Below are 16,493 nucleotides of genomic sequence, written 5' to 3' on the forward strand. Positions count from 1 at the left end.
AGTGAGGTGGGAATTGTGACGTTACGAGTTATATCAGGACGGGCAGGCACGGGAAAAACAACATTAATTCACCGTGAAATTGTCGATGATTTAAAAACAAATATATTTGGACATCCAATTTTTATATTAGTTCCTGACCAAATGTCGTTTACAACGGAATATGAGCTGACAACGAATTATGACATTGAAGGAATGATGCGTGCACAGGTTATGACATTCAAACGGCTTGCCTGGTTTGTGCTGCAAAATGAAGGCGGTATCGCCCACGAACGTATTGACGGCACAGGGTACCGCATGCTGTTGCGACGTATTTTGGAAGAACATCAGGAAGATTTCCTGCTATTTAAACGAGCGGCAGGCAAACCCGGTTTTACGAAAGAAGTGGAGCAGATTTTAAAGGAATTCAGTCAATATCATATCGATGTGGAAACAATCGACCCGCTGATCGAATCATTAAAATCAAACGGTGCAAGTGAAGTACTACTTCATAAATTGCATGATCTGAACATTATTTTAAAGCAGCTGCATGAGCGGATCGGGACGGAATATATTGATGGCGATGGCTATTTCCCGCTGCTAATTGAGCGTATTCCGAAAATGGAAAGCTTGCGCGATACCCACATTTATTTGGATGGGTTTGTTTCATTTAATGGACAGGAATTTGCCATTTTAAAAGAGCTTCTTATTTATGCAAAACGTGTCACAATTGTTCTCCCGATGGAAGACCCGCAAATGGATTTACTGGAAGGCTCCGTGTTTTACAGAGCTGCGATGACGTACGACAAAATAAAGAATGAGCTGCAAAAATTACGATTCGAAGGAGGAATTGATATTGAGGAGGAGCCGCGCGTTCATTTAGAAGTAAACTATCGTGCGACAAATCGGGACTTGCTGCATATTGAACATTGCTTCGACAAAATTACGGATACACCAGTCGAATCAACGGGACATACGAAAATATTGGAAGGTGTAAACCCGCGCGCAGAAGTGCAAGGTATTGCCCAGGAAATTAAACAGCTCGTTCTGGAAAAGGGGCTTCGCTATAAAGATATTGGGATAATGTACCGCCAGGCAGATGTATATGATGCGATTATTGGAACGACTTTTACCCAATATGAAATCCCGTTTTTCTCAAATGAGAAGCGGGCGATGCTTTATCATCCGCTTATCGAATTTAGTCGATCTGTGCTGGAGATTATTACGACAAACTGGAAATATGAGCCGGTTTTCAGAAGCATTAAAACCGATCTGTTTTTCCCTTATGGAGCCAATTTAGTCGCAATGCGAGACAGAGCGGATATTTTGGAAAACTTCGTCATCGCAAAAGGAATTGTCCATGACCGTTGGATGAAAGATGAAGTATGGCATTATCGCCGTTTTAAATCACTGGAAAAAGTCAATGCGGTTCAGACAGAAGACGAGCTGGAGCATGAACAGCTTTTAAAATCGGTACGTGACTTAATCCGGGAGCCGGTACTGGCATTGCAGAACCGGTTGAAGGGCAAAAAAACAGGCCGTGAAATTGTAGTGGCACTTTATGAGTTTATGGAGCAGCTTGATATTTATAAGAAGCTGCTAAAAATGCAGGAGCAGGAAGAGCAGGCCGATTCACTCCATCAGTCAATGGAGCATGAACAGGCTTGGAACGGCTGGATTCATATTTTGGAGCAGTTTGACCTTATGTTCGGCGATAAAGTTATGCCTTTGGAAGAAGTAGCGCAAATTTTGGATGAAGGCTTTGAAACACTTGAATTTGCAAGTGTGCCGCCGACATTGGATGAAGTGACCGTTTCGACTGTCGAGTTTGCGCGTTTTGATAATAAAAAGGCCATTTTCGTCATCGGTGTTAACGATGGGGTTTACCCGATGCGTATGGAAGCAGGAGGACTGCTTTCTGATGACGATCGTGAAACATTTGAGAAAATCGATGTGGAATTGGCACCGGGTATAAAAAGCAGGCTTTTGCAGGAAAGTTTCCTGTTTTACCGTGCGATTTCTTCATCGACACAATATTTATATATTACGTATGCAAATGCAGACGAGGAAAGTAAAAGTAAGCTTCCATCGCTTTATATTAACCGCCTGCACAGCATGTTTGAGATTAGGGAAAACCGTGGTACGCCAAATGAAAAAACAGTTCGCACACTGCCGCATCGGCAAATTGCAATGGACCCGCTTGATGAACTTCAAGAAGGCAATGTGCTCAATTATTTACAGCATCCGTCACCGGCAATCGGCTTCTTAATGACCCAGCTGAAGCAGGCACAGCACGAGCGACGTCCGCTTACCGATGAATGGGCGGCGTTAAAAGCATTTTATGAACGAGAACAGCGCTGGAAAGATGTGCTGAATGTGGTGGAAAAACCTTTATATACGACGAATGAAGCAGAACCGCTAACGGAAGACATAGCGACAGCATTGTATGGGGAAGACTTTTTGGCAAGTGTATCGCGTATTGAACGCTTTTACAGCTGTCCGTATTCACATTTTGTATCATATGGACTTAAACTGCACGAGCGTACGGAATTCAAACTGGAAACATTCGCGATGGGCGATCTGTTCCATGAGGCAATCCGGACGATTTTATCTGAGAAAGAGCCATCGATCCCGCTTACGACATATGTAGCGTGCTATAAAAAGGCGGATGAAACCATTTCAAAACTGGCGGATTATTTCTCGTACAGTATTTTAAAAAGCAGTCACCGCTTTGAATATATTAAAACGAAACTTGTAAAAATCGTGGCACGTACAATTTATGCACTTATTAATCAAAGCGAGCTGTCGAAATTTAAAGCGATTGCCCATGAAAAGCCGTTCGGGAAGCGTGACGACAAAAATACGGAACAGGATGACCGCAACCCGCTGGAAGCACTGAAAATCGATCTGGAACATAACCGGAAAATGTATGTGCGCGGGCAAATTGACCGAATTGATGCTTATAAAGATGCGGAAAATCTGTATTTGCGTGTTATTGATTATAAATCAAGCGGCCGCAAGCTTGATTTTACCGAAGTATATAACGGGATTTCGCTGCAGCTGTTGACGTATTTAGATGTAGCGATGAAAAATATTCCGATTATTGCACGTGAAGGGAAGTTCATTCAGGATTTATCGGAACTGGAGAATATTATTGTCCAGGCTGCCGGGATGTTCTATCTGCATGTGCACAATCCGCTAATTCCGACAGAAGATTATGAGCAGTATGATCATGTGGAAAGTATGCGTCAGGAGAAGTTCAAGTTAAGCGGCTATATGGTAAAAGATGTGGAAGTGGCGCAATTGATGGACAAGTCACTTGAACCGAGTAAAACATCCATTATCGTACCGGCAGCGTTTAAAAGCGGAGAGAATCCGGAATTCAACAGCCGTTCCTCAAAAGTGATCGAACAAGAACAGATGGAAAACTTGCAGGAATTTGTTCACTATAAATTCCGTCAGGCGGGCAATGAAATTTACCGCGGAAATACGGAAATTAAGCCGTATAGTTTAGGAAATCAAAAGGCTTGTACGTATTGCAGTTTTAAATCGGTTTGCCAGTTCGATCAGTCGGAAACAGGCAACAGCTTCAACGAAATAAAGAAACAGCCGGAACAGGAAGTATTTGAAAACATTAAAAAGGTGGTATGTGCAGATGACAATTCCAGCGAAGCCGAGTGATGTTCAATGGACAGATGTGCAGTGGAAAGCCATCTACGCATCCGGGCATGACATATTAGTATCGGCAGCGGCCGGTTCAGGAAAAACGGCGGTATTGATCGAGCGACTCATCCAAAAGATTTTAGCGCCTGAAGACAAGCGCATTGATGTAGATGAGCTGCTCGTCGTAACGTTTACAAATGCCTCGGCAGCGGAAATGCGCAACCGTATGGCAGAAGCGCTTGAAAAGGAACTTGCCCAAAATCCGAGCAACCAATTTCTGCGCCGTCAGCTAAGTTTATTGAACAAAGCGCAAATCTCCACGCTGCATTCATTCTGTTTATCGATTTGCCGTGAATATGCATACACGATTGATCTGGACCCGGGTTTCCGTCTGGCAAGTACAGAGGAAGCTTCGTTATTGCAGGATGATGTGCTGATGGATGTACTTGAAAAGGCATACCGGGGCGATATGGAAACTTTGTTCACGAAAGAGGAGCTTTACACTTTAGTTGACAGCTTTGCATCTGACCGCAGTGACCAGGCGATTGAACTGTTGCTGCAGGAAATGTATAAAGTGTCCCGTGTTCAGCCAAACCCGTATGAATGGCTGCGCGCATTGCCGGAGAAATACGATATTGATCCGGAAAGTCCGATTGATGAGTTGGTTATCGCAAAAGAAGTGCGCCCGTTTATTATTGGAAGCCTAAAAGAAATTGCAACACGGCTTGAAAAAGGCTTGCAAATCGTTTCCGTTACACCTGCTTTAGAGAAAAACAAGCCGTTGTTTGAAGCAGAATATACAGGGGTTAGGCATGTACTTGAAGCGATGGAGGAAGGCTCATGGGAACAGGCATATGAGCTGATTCCTGCAGTTGAGTTCGGACGGATCAAGCCGTTGACGAAAAAGGATACGGAAGAAGATAGGCAATCTTATGCGGTAGCGAAAAATCATCGTGATACGGCGAAAGAAATGCTGACGGATTTGAAGGAAACATTTTTTGCGCGTCATCCAAAGTTGTATGTTCAGGAAATGGCGGCGACTATGCCTATTTTGGAAACGCTCGTAAAACTGACGATTGAATACAGTGAAGCGTTTAAAAAGGCGAAGCAAGAGCGCGGTCTGCTTGATTTTTCGGATTTGGAGCATTATGCATTGGAAATTTTGACAGATGAAGAAAGCACGTCCAATCCACCGCAGCCATCCGATGTGGCATTGAATTTCCAGAAGCGTTTCAAAGAAGTGCTTGTTGATGAGTATCAGGATGTGAATTTTTTGCAGGAAACTATTTTGCAGCTTGTGAAAAACGGCGATGAGCAGGACGGGAATATGTTTATGGTCGGCGATGTGAAACAAAGCATCTACGCGTTCCGTCTTGCAGAACCTCGCCTTTTCCTTGATAAATATAAGCGATTTGAAGAGGACCCGTCCGGTACAGGAATGAAAATTGACCTGAATGCCAATTTCCGCAGTCGTTCGGAAGTGCTGGAAGGTACGAACTATGTATTTGAGCAAATAATGGACGAAGAAGTCGGCGAAATTGCGTACGATGAACAGGCAAAACTGAAGTTCGGGGCGAGCTATGATGAACAGCAAGTACCGATCGAATTAGTTTTACTGGAAGGTGATTCAAAAGCGCAAATGATTCCTGGTAGCGAAGACGGCTCAGAAGAAGAGAGCATCAGCTCGGCACAGCAGGAAGCGCGCTATATTATTCAGCGCATCCGTAATTTAGTCGATCATGGGGGACAAGTATACAATCCGAAAACAAAATCGATGCGTCCTGTCAATTACCGCGATATTGTAGTCTTGATGCGCTCGCGTACATGGTATACGACGTTTGCGGAGGAGTTCAAATTGGCCGGACTGCCGCTATACGCCGAAACGGACGGCGGTTATTTTGAATCGCTTGAAGTGATGATTATGATCAACACTTTAAAAGTTATCGACAACCCGTATCAGGATATTCCGCTCGCTTCTGTACTTCGTGCACCGTTTATCGGGTTAACGGAAAACGAACTGGCGAAAATCCGTTTAGTGAACGGGAAAGTCCCTTTTTATGAAGCATTAAAGCAGTATAAAGAAGAAGCAGCGGGTGACATGCCAATCGAAACAGAAGCTAAGCTCGACAAGTTCTTTACGATGCATCACAAATGGCGACAATTCTCCCGTCACGGGGCATTGGCCGATCTGGTATGGCAAGTGTATCTGGATACGAATTATTACGAAATGGTCGGCGCGATGACGAACGGCAAGCAGCGCCAGGCGAACTTACGGGCACTGCATGACCGTGCATTAAGCTATGAGAAATCATCATTCCGCGGATTATTCCGCTTCCTGCGATTTATCGACCGGATGAGTTCACGCGGAGACGATTTAGGAATTGCGAAATCGACGAGTGAAGCCGATGATGTCGTCACATTGCTCACAATCCATAAATCAAAAGGACTTGAATATCCTGTCGTATTCGTAGCAGGGATGAGCCGTACATTCAATACGAAAGATTTGGGCAGCCGCTATATTTTCGATCAGGATTTCGGTTTGGCGATTAAATCGGTCAATCCGGATTTAAATATTATTTCGACCTCCCTCCCGCATTTATATGTGAAAGAGAAAAAGCTGGCAAAAATGAAGGCGGAGGAAATGCGCGTTTTATATGTAGCGATGACCCGTGCGAAAGAGCGCCTCATTTTAGTCGGTTCGATTAAAGATTGGGAAAAGCAGAAGGAAGAATGGGCATTTTATCAGGAGCTGGAGGATACGGTGCTCCCTGCATACATTCGTTCAAAAGCGAACAGCTATTTAAGCTGGGTCGGTCCGGCTGTTGCACGTCATAATGATTTCCTGTTTGCCAATTACGGCTATTCGAAAGAAGCGGCAACAACAGAGAAATGGACGGTCCGCATCATTCCAAACCGTGACTACTTGCTTGCCAATGAAGCGGAAACGGTGGAGCATGAAGTGGTTGAACAGGCAGTGAATGAAGATTTAGTTCAGCTACTGGCGAAACGTTTCACGACACCATATCCATATGCAAATGCGGTTAAGAAGAAATCAAAAACGTCGGTATCAGAGCAAAAGCGTCTCGAAAGTTTGCAGCGGATGGAAGAAGAGCAGCTTTACAATATGGAAGCGAAGCGCTACGTAAAATCCGATGTCCCGAGCTTTATGCTGAAAGGGAAAAAAGAACGGAAGCTTTCGGCAACCGAAATCGGAACTGCTGTCCATGCCGTTATGCAGCATATTCCGCAGCAAGGATTTGCATCGATCGAGGAGACGAAAAGCTATATTCAATCGCTTGTAAATCGACAGCTTCTGCAGCAGATCGAAGCGGATGCGATATCAGCTGAAAAAGTATTCGCCTTTTTCGGAACAGAAGTCGGTGAGCGTTTTAAAAAAGCGAAACAAATTTTGCGAGAAGAACCGTTTACACTCAGTCTGAAGGATCAGGAAGGGGATGCCCAAATTATACAGGGGGTCATCGACTGCATTTTTGAAGATGAACATGGTAAATGGGTGCTTCTCGATTACAAAACCGACTATATCGAACAGTATTTATTAGGCGATTTTGAGAAAATTAAACAAAAGATGACAAAGTCGTACCAAATTCAATTAAACTATTATCAGCATGCTGTCCAATCGATTAAGCGAATTCAAATAAGTGAACGCGTTTTATATTTATACAGTATTGGACAAGAAGTGAAAATAGATTAGGGGGATGAATGGTGGATTTTCGCCCAGTAGGTACGAACGAACGGGTCGCAACACTTGATATTTTACGTGGAGTTAGTTTACTCGGCATTTTATTGGTTAATATGTTTGGCTTTTACTTGCCGATGCCGCATATAGCGGATTTGGGCAGCTGGTTTAATGAAGTTCAGGATATCGTACTGCAGCAGCTTTTGGATATTTATGTGCAAAGCAGTTTTTACCCGTTATTTTCTATGCTGTTCGGGTATGGATTAGCGATGCAATATGTAAAAGCAAATGAGACGGGTGCAGATTTTTATCGGTTTGCGCCGAAGCGTCTAATTTTATTATTTTGCATTGGAATGTTTCATGCGATTGTCATTTGGTGGGGCGATATTTTGGCCACGTACGCATTTTGCGGAGTATTTTTAATCGCGCTACTTCGTTTGAAGGCAAAATGGCTCCTGCTTGTGGCGGTTGGGGTGAATGCTTTGTATCACGGCTTTAATTTAAGTTTATATGTCGCGGCAGGTTTCTTTACGGCGTCAACGGATAGTTTCTCTGTCGATATTGAAGCAATTCAAAGTGCCTTAACAGCATACGGTATCGGGAACTGGACGGATGCATTTATGCAGCGTCTTGATGATTTATCGATTCAGATGAGTGTCATGATGTGGATTTCGTCATTATTTACGATATTACCTTATATGCTGTTTGGCGCGGCACTTGCAAAATGGCGTCTGATCGAGCGGGCAAAAGAAAAAATTACTGTTTGGATCATTTTGGCTGTAGCTGGTATTGGCGGTGGACTTTATATGAAGAGCTTGCCGATAGCAGGTGACCAAACTTTCGGCAATGAATACTTGCAAGTTTATATCGGTGGACCATTATTGGCAATTGGCTATATGGCAGTCATCACATTGCTGACACAATTACCGGCCATAGTAAAACTGCTGTCGCCAATTGCAAAGGCTGGCCGTATGTCTCTCACGCTCTACCTGATGCAATCTGTTATTTGTACGGTGCTGTTCTACAATTGGGGCTTTGGTTTATACGGGAAAGTGGATGTGCAAATGGGGATTTATATGGCGGTCGGAATTTTCGTCATCCAAGTACTATTTGCGGAAATCTATTTCTCAAAATATAAACAAGGACCGATTGAAGCATTGCTGAAAAGATTTACTTACGGTAAACCTGCAGAACGTAAAACGTGAACAAAGAATGCGGTATTATATAAAGTTTTATGCACCGAAAGCTTAGTTTTACGAATTAAGTCCCTTTTTGTCAGAAAAGTGAGGCAATTATTTATATTTTAATGTATGATGTAAAAAAACAGAAGGAGTGCTCCACGTTATGAAATTGTTATCATTTAAAGTAAACGAACAAGTAAAGTTTGGCCCAAAAGTGAAAAAAGAAGAGGCAGTTTGGGATGTAATCGAAATCCAAAAACAACTTAATGTACTAAAAGACTTTCCGAAAACAATTATTGACGGGATTGCACATGGCTACGAATTTGTTGAACAGGTTCGTAAATTAGTAGAAGCAGCTCAAAATCATGAAGATGGAGCTCAGTTTAAACTGGCTTATTCTGATATTGAATGGCTGTCGCCAGTTCCTCGTACACCGAAAAATATTTTATGTGTTGGTAAAAATTACAGTGATCATGCGCGTGAAATGGGTGCAGAGAAAGCACCGGAACATATCGTTGTTTTCACGAAGTCACCAACTGCAATTGCCCCGGATGAATCGACATTACCTGTGCATGCAGATGTGACAGATTCCCTTGATTATGAAGGGGAGTTAGCTGTCGTAATCGGCAAGCGCGGAAAAAATGTTCCGAAAGCAATGGCATTTGACTATGTGTTCGGTTATACAATTGCCAATGATCTGACAGCCCGTGACGCACAGGAGAAGCATAAACAGTTCTTCTTAGCCAAAAGTTTGGAAGGCAGCTGTCCAATGGGGCCGTATTTAGTAACGAAAGATGAAATTCCTGATCCGCATGCATTATCAATTGTGACAAAAGTAAATGGTGAAGTACGCCAAAATGGATCAACGAAAGATATGCTGTTCTCTGTTTCCGAAATTATTGAGACAGTTTCAAAATATGTAACGTTAGAGCCAGGCGATGTTATTTTAACAGGTACGCCGGCCGGAGTCGGAAAAGGGATGAACCCGCCGCAATTTTTAAAAGCAGGCGATGAAGTGAAAATCGCAATCGAAGGAATCGGAACTTTAGCAAACCGATTTGCTTAATATTTTCATAGCTGCGGATTGCTAGTTTCTGATATTAATAGGCAGTAGATTTCCGGTGTTAGGGGAAATCTACTGCCTTTTTTGCAGAAAAGTATAGCTTTTTTATGACAACTCATTGAACTTGGAAGATTCAATTGAATTTATATGGCTTCACATGGTAGGATATTGCCTGTAGAGAATAAATAGAAGAGGTGGAAAATTCGTGGATTTCTTAACTAGTACGACACATATGCACATTACGACTTGGGTAATTGCATTAGTATTATTTTTAATCGCAGCATTATCCGGCAAAAAGATGAAAGCAGTACACATGATCTTACGTTTGATGTATATTTTAGTAATCGTTACAGGGATGTCTTTATTCCTTGAATGGCGCGACAAAATTTCTGAAAGCGGCATGAACTATGATATGAAAGTGTTATTTGGTATTTTAGTAATCGGCTTTATGGAAATGGTATTAGTACGTAAAAACAAAGGCAAATCTGTCAATATGTTCTGGGTACTATTCGGTATCGTTCTATTAATTACATTATACTTAGGCTTAAGCATGGGTATCGGTGTAAACTTCTAATTAAAGAGTGAAGCGTGTAAAAAGTGGAGGTGGCTTTTTACACGCTTTTTTTATTTGAATTCTACATTCCCCTAAGAATTTCCATTAAAAGATACCGCGACGTCAATTCCTAATCATATCAAACAATCTATACACATTTCTGACACGTATTTGTTGAATTTCCTATAAATAACTATTTAAGCTAGCTACGTTTATACCTTTTTTGGTAAAATGACGATGGACTGTATATGAAAGAGAGGGAAATGAATGGGATTTAATAAATGGTTTCGTACATTAGCTGCAGGTGTGCTGCTTTCGACTTCATTGTCAGTTGCTGCTGTTGCAAATGCGAAAGAGCGTACGATTGCAGATGAAAGTATATATGATGTTTTAGTGGACCGTTTCTTTAATGGTACCGGTAAAAATGATGATGATACAGTAAATGCGCAAGACCCGACGATGTTTGCAGGCGGGGATTTTAATGGATTGCTGAAGAAAATCGATTATGTAGCAAATATGGGCTATACGATGCTGTCGATTGGCTCTATATTTGAAACTGAAAAATATGATGGTTCGATGCCAACGAGCTATACAATGTTTGACCACCGTTTTGGTACAGCAGACGAATTTAAAAAGATGGTCGAGGCGTATCAAAAACGCGAAATCAAAATGATGGTTGATTTCCCGATTTCCAATGTTAGTCCAAACCATGAACTTGCAGAAAAACAAGGATTTGTGGCATCTGAAAATGATGGGAAAATACAGTGGGACTTAACGAATGAAGAAGTACAGAATGAACTGATCAACAGTGCAGTACAATTTGTAAATACATATAAACTGGACGGGGTTCGTTTGACGAATATTGAACAAGCGGATACTGCTTTTTTAAATCGCTTTATCCAGCAGCTAAAAGCAGCAGGTGCCTATGTTATTGCGAATGCAGAAAGTGATGCAAATTTTGACGCGAAATTTTACAGTGATACTGCTGCCAACTTCACAAATGCATTTAAAAATGTTGATTTAAATACGACAGTACTGGAGCCGCATATCGAGGAAATGCTTTCAGGAACTCCGGTATTATCGATGACCGATACAATATGGTCGGATCGCTTCACATTGGCTGCAACAGAAGAAGGCATGTATCCGCCGACACGCAGTAAAATCTCGATTGCGAGCACGCTTTTACTTCCTGGTGTGCCGATCGTACAATATGGATCTGAAATTGCGATGAATGGGGAAGCGGGTGTTGAAGCACACCAGTACTACAATTTTAAAACAGACTCGGAATTAGCCGATTATGTCGGAAAGCTTCAGTCTTTACGAAATGATTCCGATACTTTGCGTAACGGGGAATTTAAATGGCTTGAAAATGAAGACGGCTATGTTGTATTTGAACGCAAATCCGATGAAGAAACATGGATTGTAGTCATTAATAATAGTAGTAAAACAAAACGTGTGCATATTCCGGTGGCTGAGCTAGGTGAAGGAAAAGAAGTTCGCGGAATGTTCAACAGTGAAATCATCCGTGAAAATAAAGACGGCAACTATGCGATTATTTTAGACCGTGAAATGGTTGAAGTGTACCAAGTGATTGAAGCGCGTGGCATTAACACTTCTTATATTGTTGCACTTGGATTGGTCGTTGTGTTATACACAGCATTTATGATTGTTATTATGAAGCGCGGAAAAAAACGCCGTGCAGAAAATTCAGCTCAATAAAGTGAAACTTCAATCAGTGGGGGTTTTTTTACCCCCACTGATAAAAAGGAACCCAAACTAAAACCGTCACATCCTGTGCCAACGCTTGCGTGACCAACATCGTGTTGGCCCGAACCAATCGGGCTTTTACGGGTAGTTGACCTCCTGCCTATCCTTTTCCCCTGCATAAGTCTAAAGGCAGTAGTCTACTACCCGTTAATGCGGGATAAAATGAAACAGCCTGGAGAAGCAGACAACATGCTTTTCCAGGCTGTTTATATTTTATTACAGTTTTAGTCGGTCCTGCAGAAATTTCCCGATGCCGTCTTCGTTGTTCGATAACGTAATTTCATTGGCGATTGATTTCAAATCGTCTATTCCGTTACTCATCGCAACGCCAACGCCTGCGTATTCAATCATTTCCAAGTCATTATCCTCATCGCCAAATGCAATGATGCGATCACGCGGAATGCCCATTTCTTTTGCAATATAGTCGATGCCTACTGCTTTACTTAACCCTTTATGGACAATTTCGATAATCGGGAATGGAGCTCCCCAACGACGATGCTCGATCAGTTCAGCGTGCACATCCTGTAAATGCTTGCGGATGATCGGTGTATTGACATCATCGGCTTGAATGAGTAAACTTGTCGGATTTTCCTTTAATGTATTTTTCAGATCGCCAGTTAAAATATTGGGATTACCCATATGCAGCAACTGAAGCACACCTTCATCTTCACGGTGAAGGTACACATCATCCAATACTTCGGCGATTAAGTTGTCGTATTCATATTTATGAACAGATTCTACAACATCATGGACTACACTTAAATCGACAGTTGTATGAATCGTTTTCCACATCGGATTTTTAGGGTGGTGGATGAGGGCTCCGTTGAAATTGACAATCGGAGTTGTTAAACTAAGCTCCTGATAATAAAGCTGACTCGCACGATACGGACGTCCTGTCGCAATCATCACCTGATGACCTGCTTCTTTTGCCTTCAACAAAGTTTCCTTTGTCAGCGCAGAAATTTTCTTCTCGTCCGTCAATAAAGTGCCGTCTAAATCTAATACAATTAAATGTTCGTTCATAAGAGTAAGCCTCCTTTAGCCTGGGTATAATTGTAACGTGCAAAAATAGCATTCGTCAAAGTTTTGAAACATCGACCAATTTTTGCTAATGTAAACAAAGAGGTGAGAAATTTGATAGTTGATAAAGAACAATGGAAGTCCATTCCATTACTGCATGTATATGATGAAACGATGGATGAGCAAACACCGGTCGTAATTTTTCTTCATGGTTTTTTAAGCGCAAAGGAACATAATTTACATTACGCTTATCAGTTTGTGCAACAAGGTGTACGCGTTATACTACCGGATGCATTAATGCATGGCGAGCGCTCGAACCAATTGACAGAAGATCAGATGAACTTTAACTTCTGGAAAATTGTATTAAAGTCAGTGGAAGAAGTACATACTATTTATGAAGAATTGAAGCTGAAAAACTTGGCAGGGAACAAGGTTGGGATTGCCGGGACTTCAATGGGCGGAATTGTCACTTCAGGCTGTTTAGCGATCTATCCATGGATTGAAACGGCAGGTATTTGTATGGGAACGACAAGCTATACGAAACTGGCCCTCCATCAAGTAGAGGATTTAAAGCAAAAAGGCGTAACATTTCCGCTATCTGAAGAACAGCAAAACGGCTTGCTTCAAATGCTCCAAAAATTCGATATGGAGCAGCATGAAGATTTATGGGCAAACAAACCGATTATTTTCTGGCATGGTGAGCGCGATACGGTCGTTCCTTATCATATGAGCCGAGATTATGTTGAACAACTAGAAAAAGAAAAAAAAGCAGAACATATTACTTATTTGGCAGAACGAAAAGCAGGGCATGCGGTTTCGAGAAACGGGATTTTGCAAGTCACGCAATTTATGGCGCAATGTTTGGCATAAATCTTGCGTTCTGCTATGATTAACATTAACACCATGGCGAAAGGGGAAGTTTAAAATGGCAATTGATCACGATATGAAAGAAAGTATGTTAGGTGCATTGGAAAACGTAATTGACCCTGAGTTAGGCATTGATATCGTCAACTTAGGCTTAGTATATGAAGTGGATTTAACAGACAAGGGCTTAGCAATCGTTACGATGACATTAACATCAATGGGTTGTCCGCTCGCACCGGTTATCGTTGACCAAGTAACAACGGCACTTAGCGAATTACCGGAAGTAAAAGAAGTAAAAGTCGATATCGTATGGCAACCGGCATGGTCTAAAGATAATATGTCACGCTATGCAAAGATGGCATTAGGCATTCGTTAATTAATAAATGAATAAATAAATTGAAATTCGGTCATTTTGCATATAGGCAAAGTGATCGTTTTTTATTAGAAAATTTGCGAAAGAAACAGGGCGTAATTATTTGTTGTTTGACCAAATTTGACTTATAATTAAAATAATCAAAAAAGGTCAAACTAAATGAAAGGGTGCATTCTATGCAATTTAACCAAACACAAGATAATCGTCCGCCCTTAGAACAATTTGGACGTAACTTAATTGAACAAGTAAAAAACGGTAAGATGGATCCGGTTATTGGACGAGACGAGGAAATCCGGAACGTCATTCGTATTCTTTCACGTAAAACAAAAAACAATCCGGTCCTCATCGGTGAGCCAGGTGTTGGTAAAACAGCGATTGTCGAAGGGCTGGCACAGCGAATCGTAAGACAGGATGTTCCTGAAGGATTAAAAGATGCGGAGCTTTATGAACTGGATATGAGTGCACTGATTGCCGGTGCATCATATCGCGGGCAGTTTGAAGAGCGGCTGAAATCGGTATTAAAGCAAGTGAAAGAATCAGAAGGGCGTATTATTTTATTCATCGATGAGATCCATACAATTGTCGGTGCAGGGAAAACAGACGGAGCAATGGATGCAGGAAATATGCTGAAACCAATGCTTGCACGCGGTGAACTGCACTGTATTGGAGCGACAACATTGGATGAATACCGGATGTATATCGAGAAAGATCCTGCATTGGAACGCCGCTTCCAGCAAGTAATGGTGCGAGAACCTTCTATTGAAGATACAGTATCCATTTTACGAGGAATAAAAGATCGTTTTGAAGAACATCACCGTGGTGTACGCATTCATGACCGCGCGATTATTGCAGCGGCCCAACTGGCAAACCGTTATATTACAGACCGCTTTTTACCGGATAAAGCAATTGATCTGGTTGATGAAGCATGTGCAATGATCCGCATCGAGATCGATTCAATGCCACAGGAACTGGATCAGTTAACGCGCCGCCTCACTCAGCTGAAAATTGAACAGCAGGCACTGAAAAAAGAAAAAGATGATGCGAGCAAAAAACGTCTTGAAATAATTACAGATGAAATTGATACATTGGAAGTATCGATAAAGTCAATGAAGGAACAGTGGGAACTCGAGAAAAACGGCTTACAAATTGTGCGGGATAAAAAAGATGAACTGAAAAGAATGGAAGCCGAGCGCGATGATTTATTTATTTCAGGCAGTAATTTAGCGCGGGCAAGTGAGCTTCAATACAGTAAAATACCTCAGCTTGAAAAGGAAATTGCCGAACTGGAACTACAGTTGAAACAGTCGGAAGGTAACCGGATGCTGCGTGAAGAAGTGACTGAAGAAGAAATCGCTAAAATTATTTCACGCTGGACAGGTATTCCGGTAACGAAACTTGTTGAAGGTGAACGCGAAAAACTGCTCCGTTTAAAAGATACACTGCATGAACGGGTAGTTGGTCAGGGCGATGCGGTAACGTATGTAACGGAAGCAGTTTGGCGTGCGCGTTCTGGTATTAAAGATCCAAATAAGCCAATCGGAAGCTTCTTGTTCCTCGGTCCAACCGGTGTCGGAAAAACGGAATTGGCAAAAGCGTTGGCCGCACAACTATTCGATTCAGAAGACCATTTCATCCGTATTGATATGAGCGAGTATATGGAGAAGCATTCTGTATCACGGTTAGTCGGAGCTCCTCCAGGCTATATTGGCTACGAAGAAGGTGGTCAGCTGACAGAAGCGGTACGCCGTAATCCATATTCCGTTGTACTGCTGGATGAAATCGAAAAGGCACATCCGGATGTCGCCAACATTTTACTGCAAGTACTCGATGATGGCCGCATCACCGATAGCCAAGGACGGATCGTCAACTTTACGAATACCGTCATTATCTTAACATCCAATATCGGTTCACAGTTTTTACTGGAAACATCAGAAGAATCGAAACAGCTTGTCCAAGCGGCATTACGCCAGCACTTTAAGCCTGAGCTGTTAAACCGGATGGATGATATAATTATGTTCCATGCATTATCGAATGAGCACTTCCATAAGATTGCCTGGAAATATGTAAAGCAGCTTCAAGATCGGGTAGCAGAACAGGAAATTACGCTTTCTGTTGACGGGGAAGTTGTAGACTGGATTGTGAAGCACGGAATTGACCCGCAGTTTGGTGCACGTCCGCTCAAACGTTTTGTCCAACGCCATTTGGAGACGATTGTTGCCCGTGAGCTGTTAAAAGGGGAAGTTACAGCAGGTGGAAGTTTATCGATTGCATTGGAAAATGAAGAGTTGGTTATAAAAAAATCAAATTAAGTGTGAAGACAGCTTGTGCGTAAATGC

Annotated in this window: 10 protein-coding genes; 9 read left to right on the forward strand and 1 reads right to left on the reverse strand. The window is 42.1% G+C overall.

Annotation, left to right across the window (positions count from 1 at the left end):
• Positions 1 to 15: 15 nt before the first annotated feature.
• The 6 genes from addB (at position 16) to AC0VXV_RS04140 (ending at position 11,852) form a co-directional block, all read left to right on the forward strand.
• Complete coding sequence (gene addB / locus AC0VXV_RS04115) at positions 16 to 3,657, forward strand: helicase-exonuclease AddAB subunit AddB (protein ID WP_475530469.1); 3,642 nt, start codon at positions 16 to 18, stop codon at positions 3,655 to 3,657.
• A complete protein-coding gene (gene addA, locus AC0VXV_RS04120; RefSeq protein WP_475530470.1) occupies positions 3,632 to 7,351 on the forward strand; it encodes a helicase-exonuclease AddAB subunit AddA in 3,720 nt (1,239 codons plus the stop codon). Before addB ends, addA begins: the two co-directional genes overlap by 26 nt.
• Positions 7,352 to 7,362: 11 nt before the next feature.
• Complete coding sequence (locus AC0VXV_RS04125; RefSeq protein ID WP_475531398.1) at positions 7,363 to 8,541, forward strand: DUF418 domain-containing protein; 1,179 nt, start codon at positions 7,363 to 7,365, stop codon at positions 8,539 to 8,541.
• A gap of 139 nt (positions 8,542 to 8,680) precedes the next feature.
• Positions 8,681 to 9,583: a fumarylacetoacetate hydrolase family protein gene (locus AC0VXV_RS04130; protein ID WP_475530471.1), complete on the forward strand. Its 903-nt coding sequence runs from the start codon at positions 8,681 to 8,683 to the stop codon at positions 9,581 to 9,583.
• 202 nt (positions 9,584 to 9,785) lie between these two features.
• Complete coding sequence (locus tag AC0VXV_RS04135; RefSeq protein WP_475530472.1) at positions 9,786 to 10,154, forward strand: YisL family protein; 369 nt, start codon at positions 9,786 to 9,788, stop codon at positions 10,152 to 10,154.
• A gap of 246 nt (positions 10,155 to 10,400) precedes the next feature.
• Positions 10,401 to 11,852 carry an alpha-amylase family glycosyl hydrolase gene (locus AC0VXV_RS04140; protein ID WP_475530473.1) on the forward strand — a complete coding sequence of 484 codons (1,452 nt, stop codon included), beginning with the start codon at positions 10,401 to 10,403 and terminating at the stop codon, positions 11,850 to 11,852.
• Between the two features lie 264 nt (positions 11,853 to 12,116).
• Here AC0VXV_RS04140 and AC0VXV_RS04145 read toward each other — a convergent pair whose 3' ends face one another.
• Positions 12,117 to 12,923, reverse strand: coding sequence for a Cof-type HAD-IIB family hydrolase (locus AC0VXV_RS04145; protein ID WP_475530474.1), 807 nt, complete (start codon positions 12,921 to 12,923; stop codon positions 12,117 to 12,119).
• Positions 12,924 to 13,025: 102 nt separating this feature from the next.
• Between AC0VXV_RS04145 and AC0VXV_RS04150 the strand changes: the two genes are divergently transcribed.
• From AC0VXV_RS04150 to AC0VXV_RS04160, 3 genes are all read left to right on the forward strand, one after another.
• Positions 13,026 to 13,790: a dienelactone hydrolase family protein gene (locus AC0VXV_RS04150; protein ID WP_475530475.1), complete on the forward strand. Its 765-nt coding sequence runs from the start codon at positions 13,026 to 13,028 to the stop codon at positions 13,788 to 13,790.
• 61 nt (positions 13,791 to 13,851) lie between these two features.
• On the forward strand, positions 13,852 to 14,160 hold the full coding sequence (locus tag AC0VXV_RS04155; RefSeq protein ID WP_475531399.1) for a metal-sulfur cluster assembly factor: 309 nt from the start codon (positions 13,852 to 13,854) through the stop codon (positions 14,158 to 14,160).
• A 173-nt stretch (positions 14,161 to 14,333) separates the two neighbouring features.
• Positions 14,334 to 16,466, forward strand: coding sequence for an ATP-dependent Clp protease ATP-binding subunit (locus AC0VXV_RS04160; RefSeq protein WP_475530476.1), 2,133 nt, complete (start codon positions 14,334 to 14,336; stop codon positions 16,464 to 16,466).
• Positions 16,467 to 16,493 lie beyond the last annotated feature (27 nt).

It is taken from the genome of Solibacillus sp. iso_87 (genome assembly GCF_056173085.1).

Coding starts and splice junctions, on each gene's coding strand:
- addA (WP_475530470.1), top strand. CDS start 3,632: ATGACAATTCCAGCGAAGCCGAGTGATGTTCAATGGACAGATGTGCAG.
- AC0VXV_RS04130 (WP_475530471.1), top strand. CDS start 8,681: ATGAAATTGTTATCATTTAAAGTAAACGAACAAGTAAAGTTTGGCCCA.
- AC0VXV_RS04140 (WP_475530473.1), top strand. CDS start 10,401: ATGGGATTTAATAAATGGTTTCGTACATTAGCTGCAGGTGTGCTGCTT.
- AC0VXV_RS04145 (WP_475530474.1), bottom strand. CDS start 12,923: ATGAACGAACATTTAATTGTATTAGATTTAGACGGCACTTTATTGACG.
- AC0VXV_RS04160 (WP_475530476.1), top strand. CDS start 14,334: ATGCAATTTAACCAAACACAAGATAATCGTCCGCCCTTAGAACAATTT.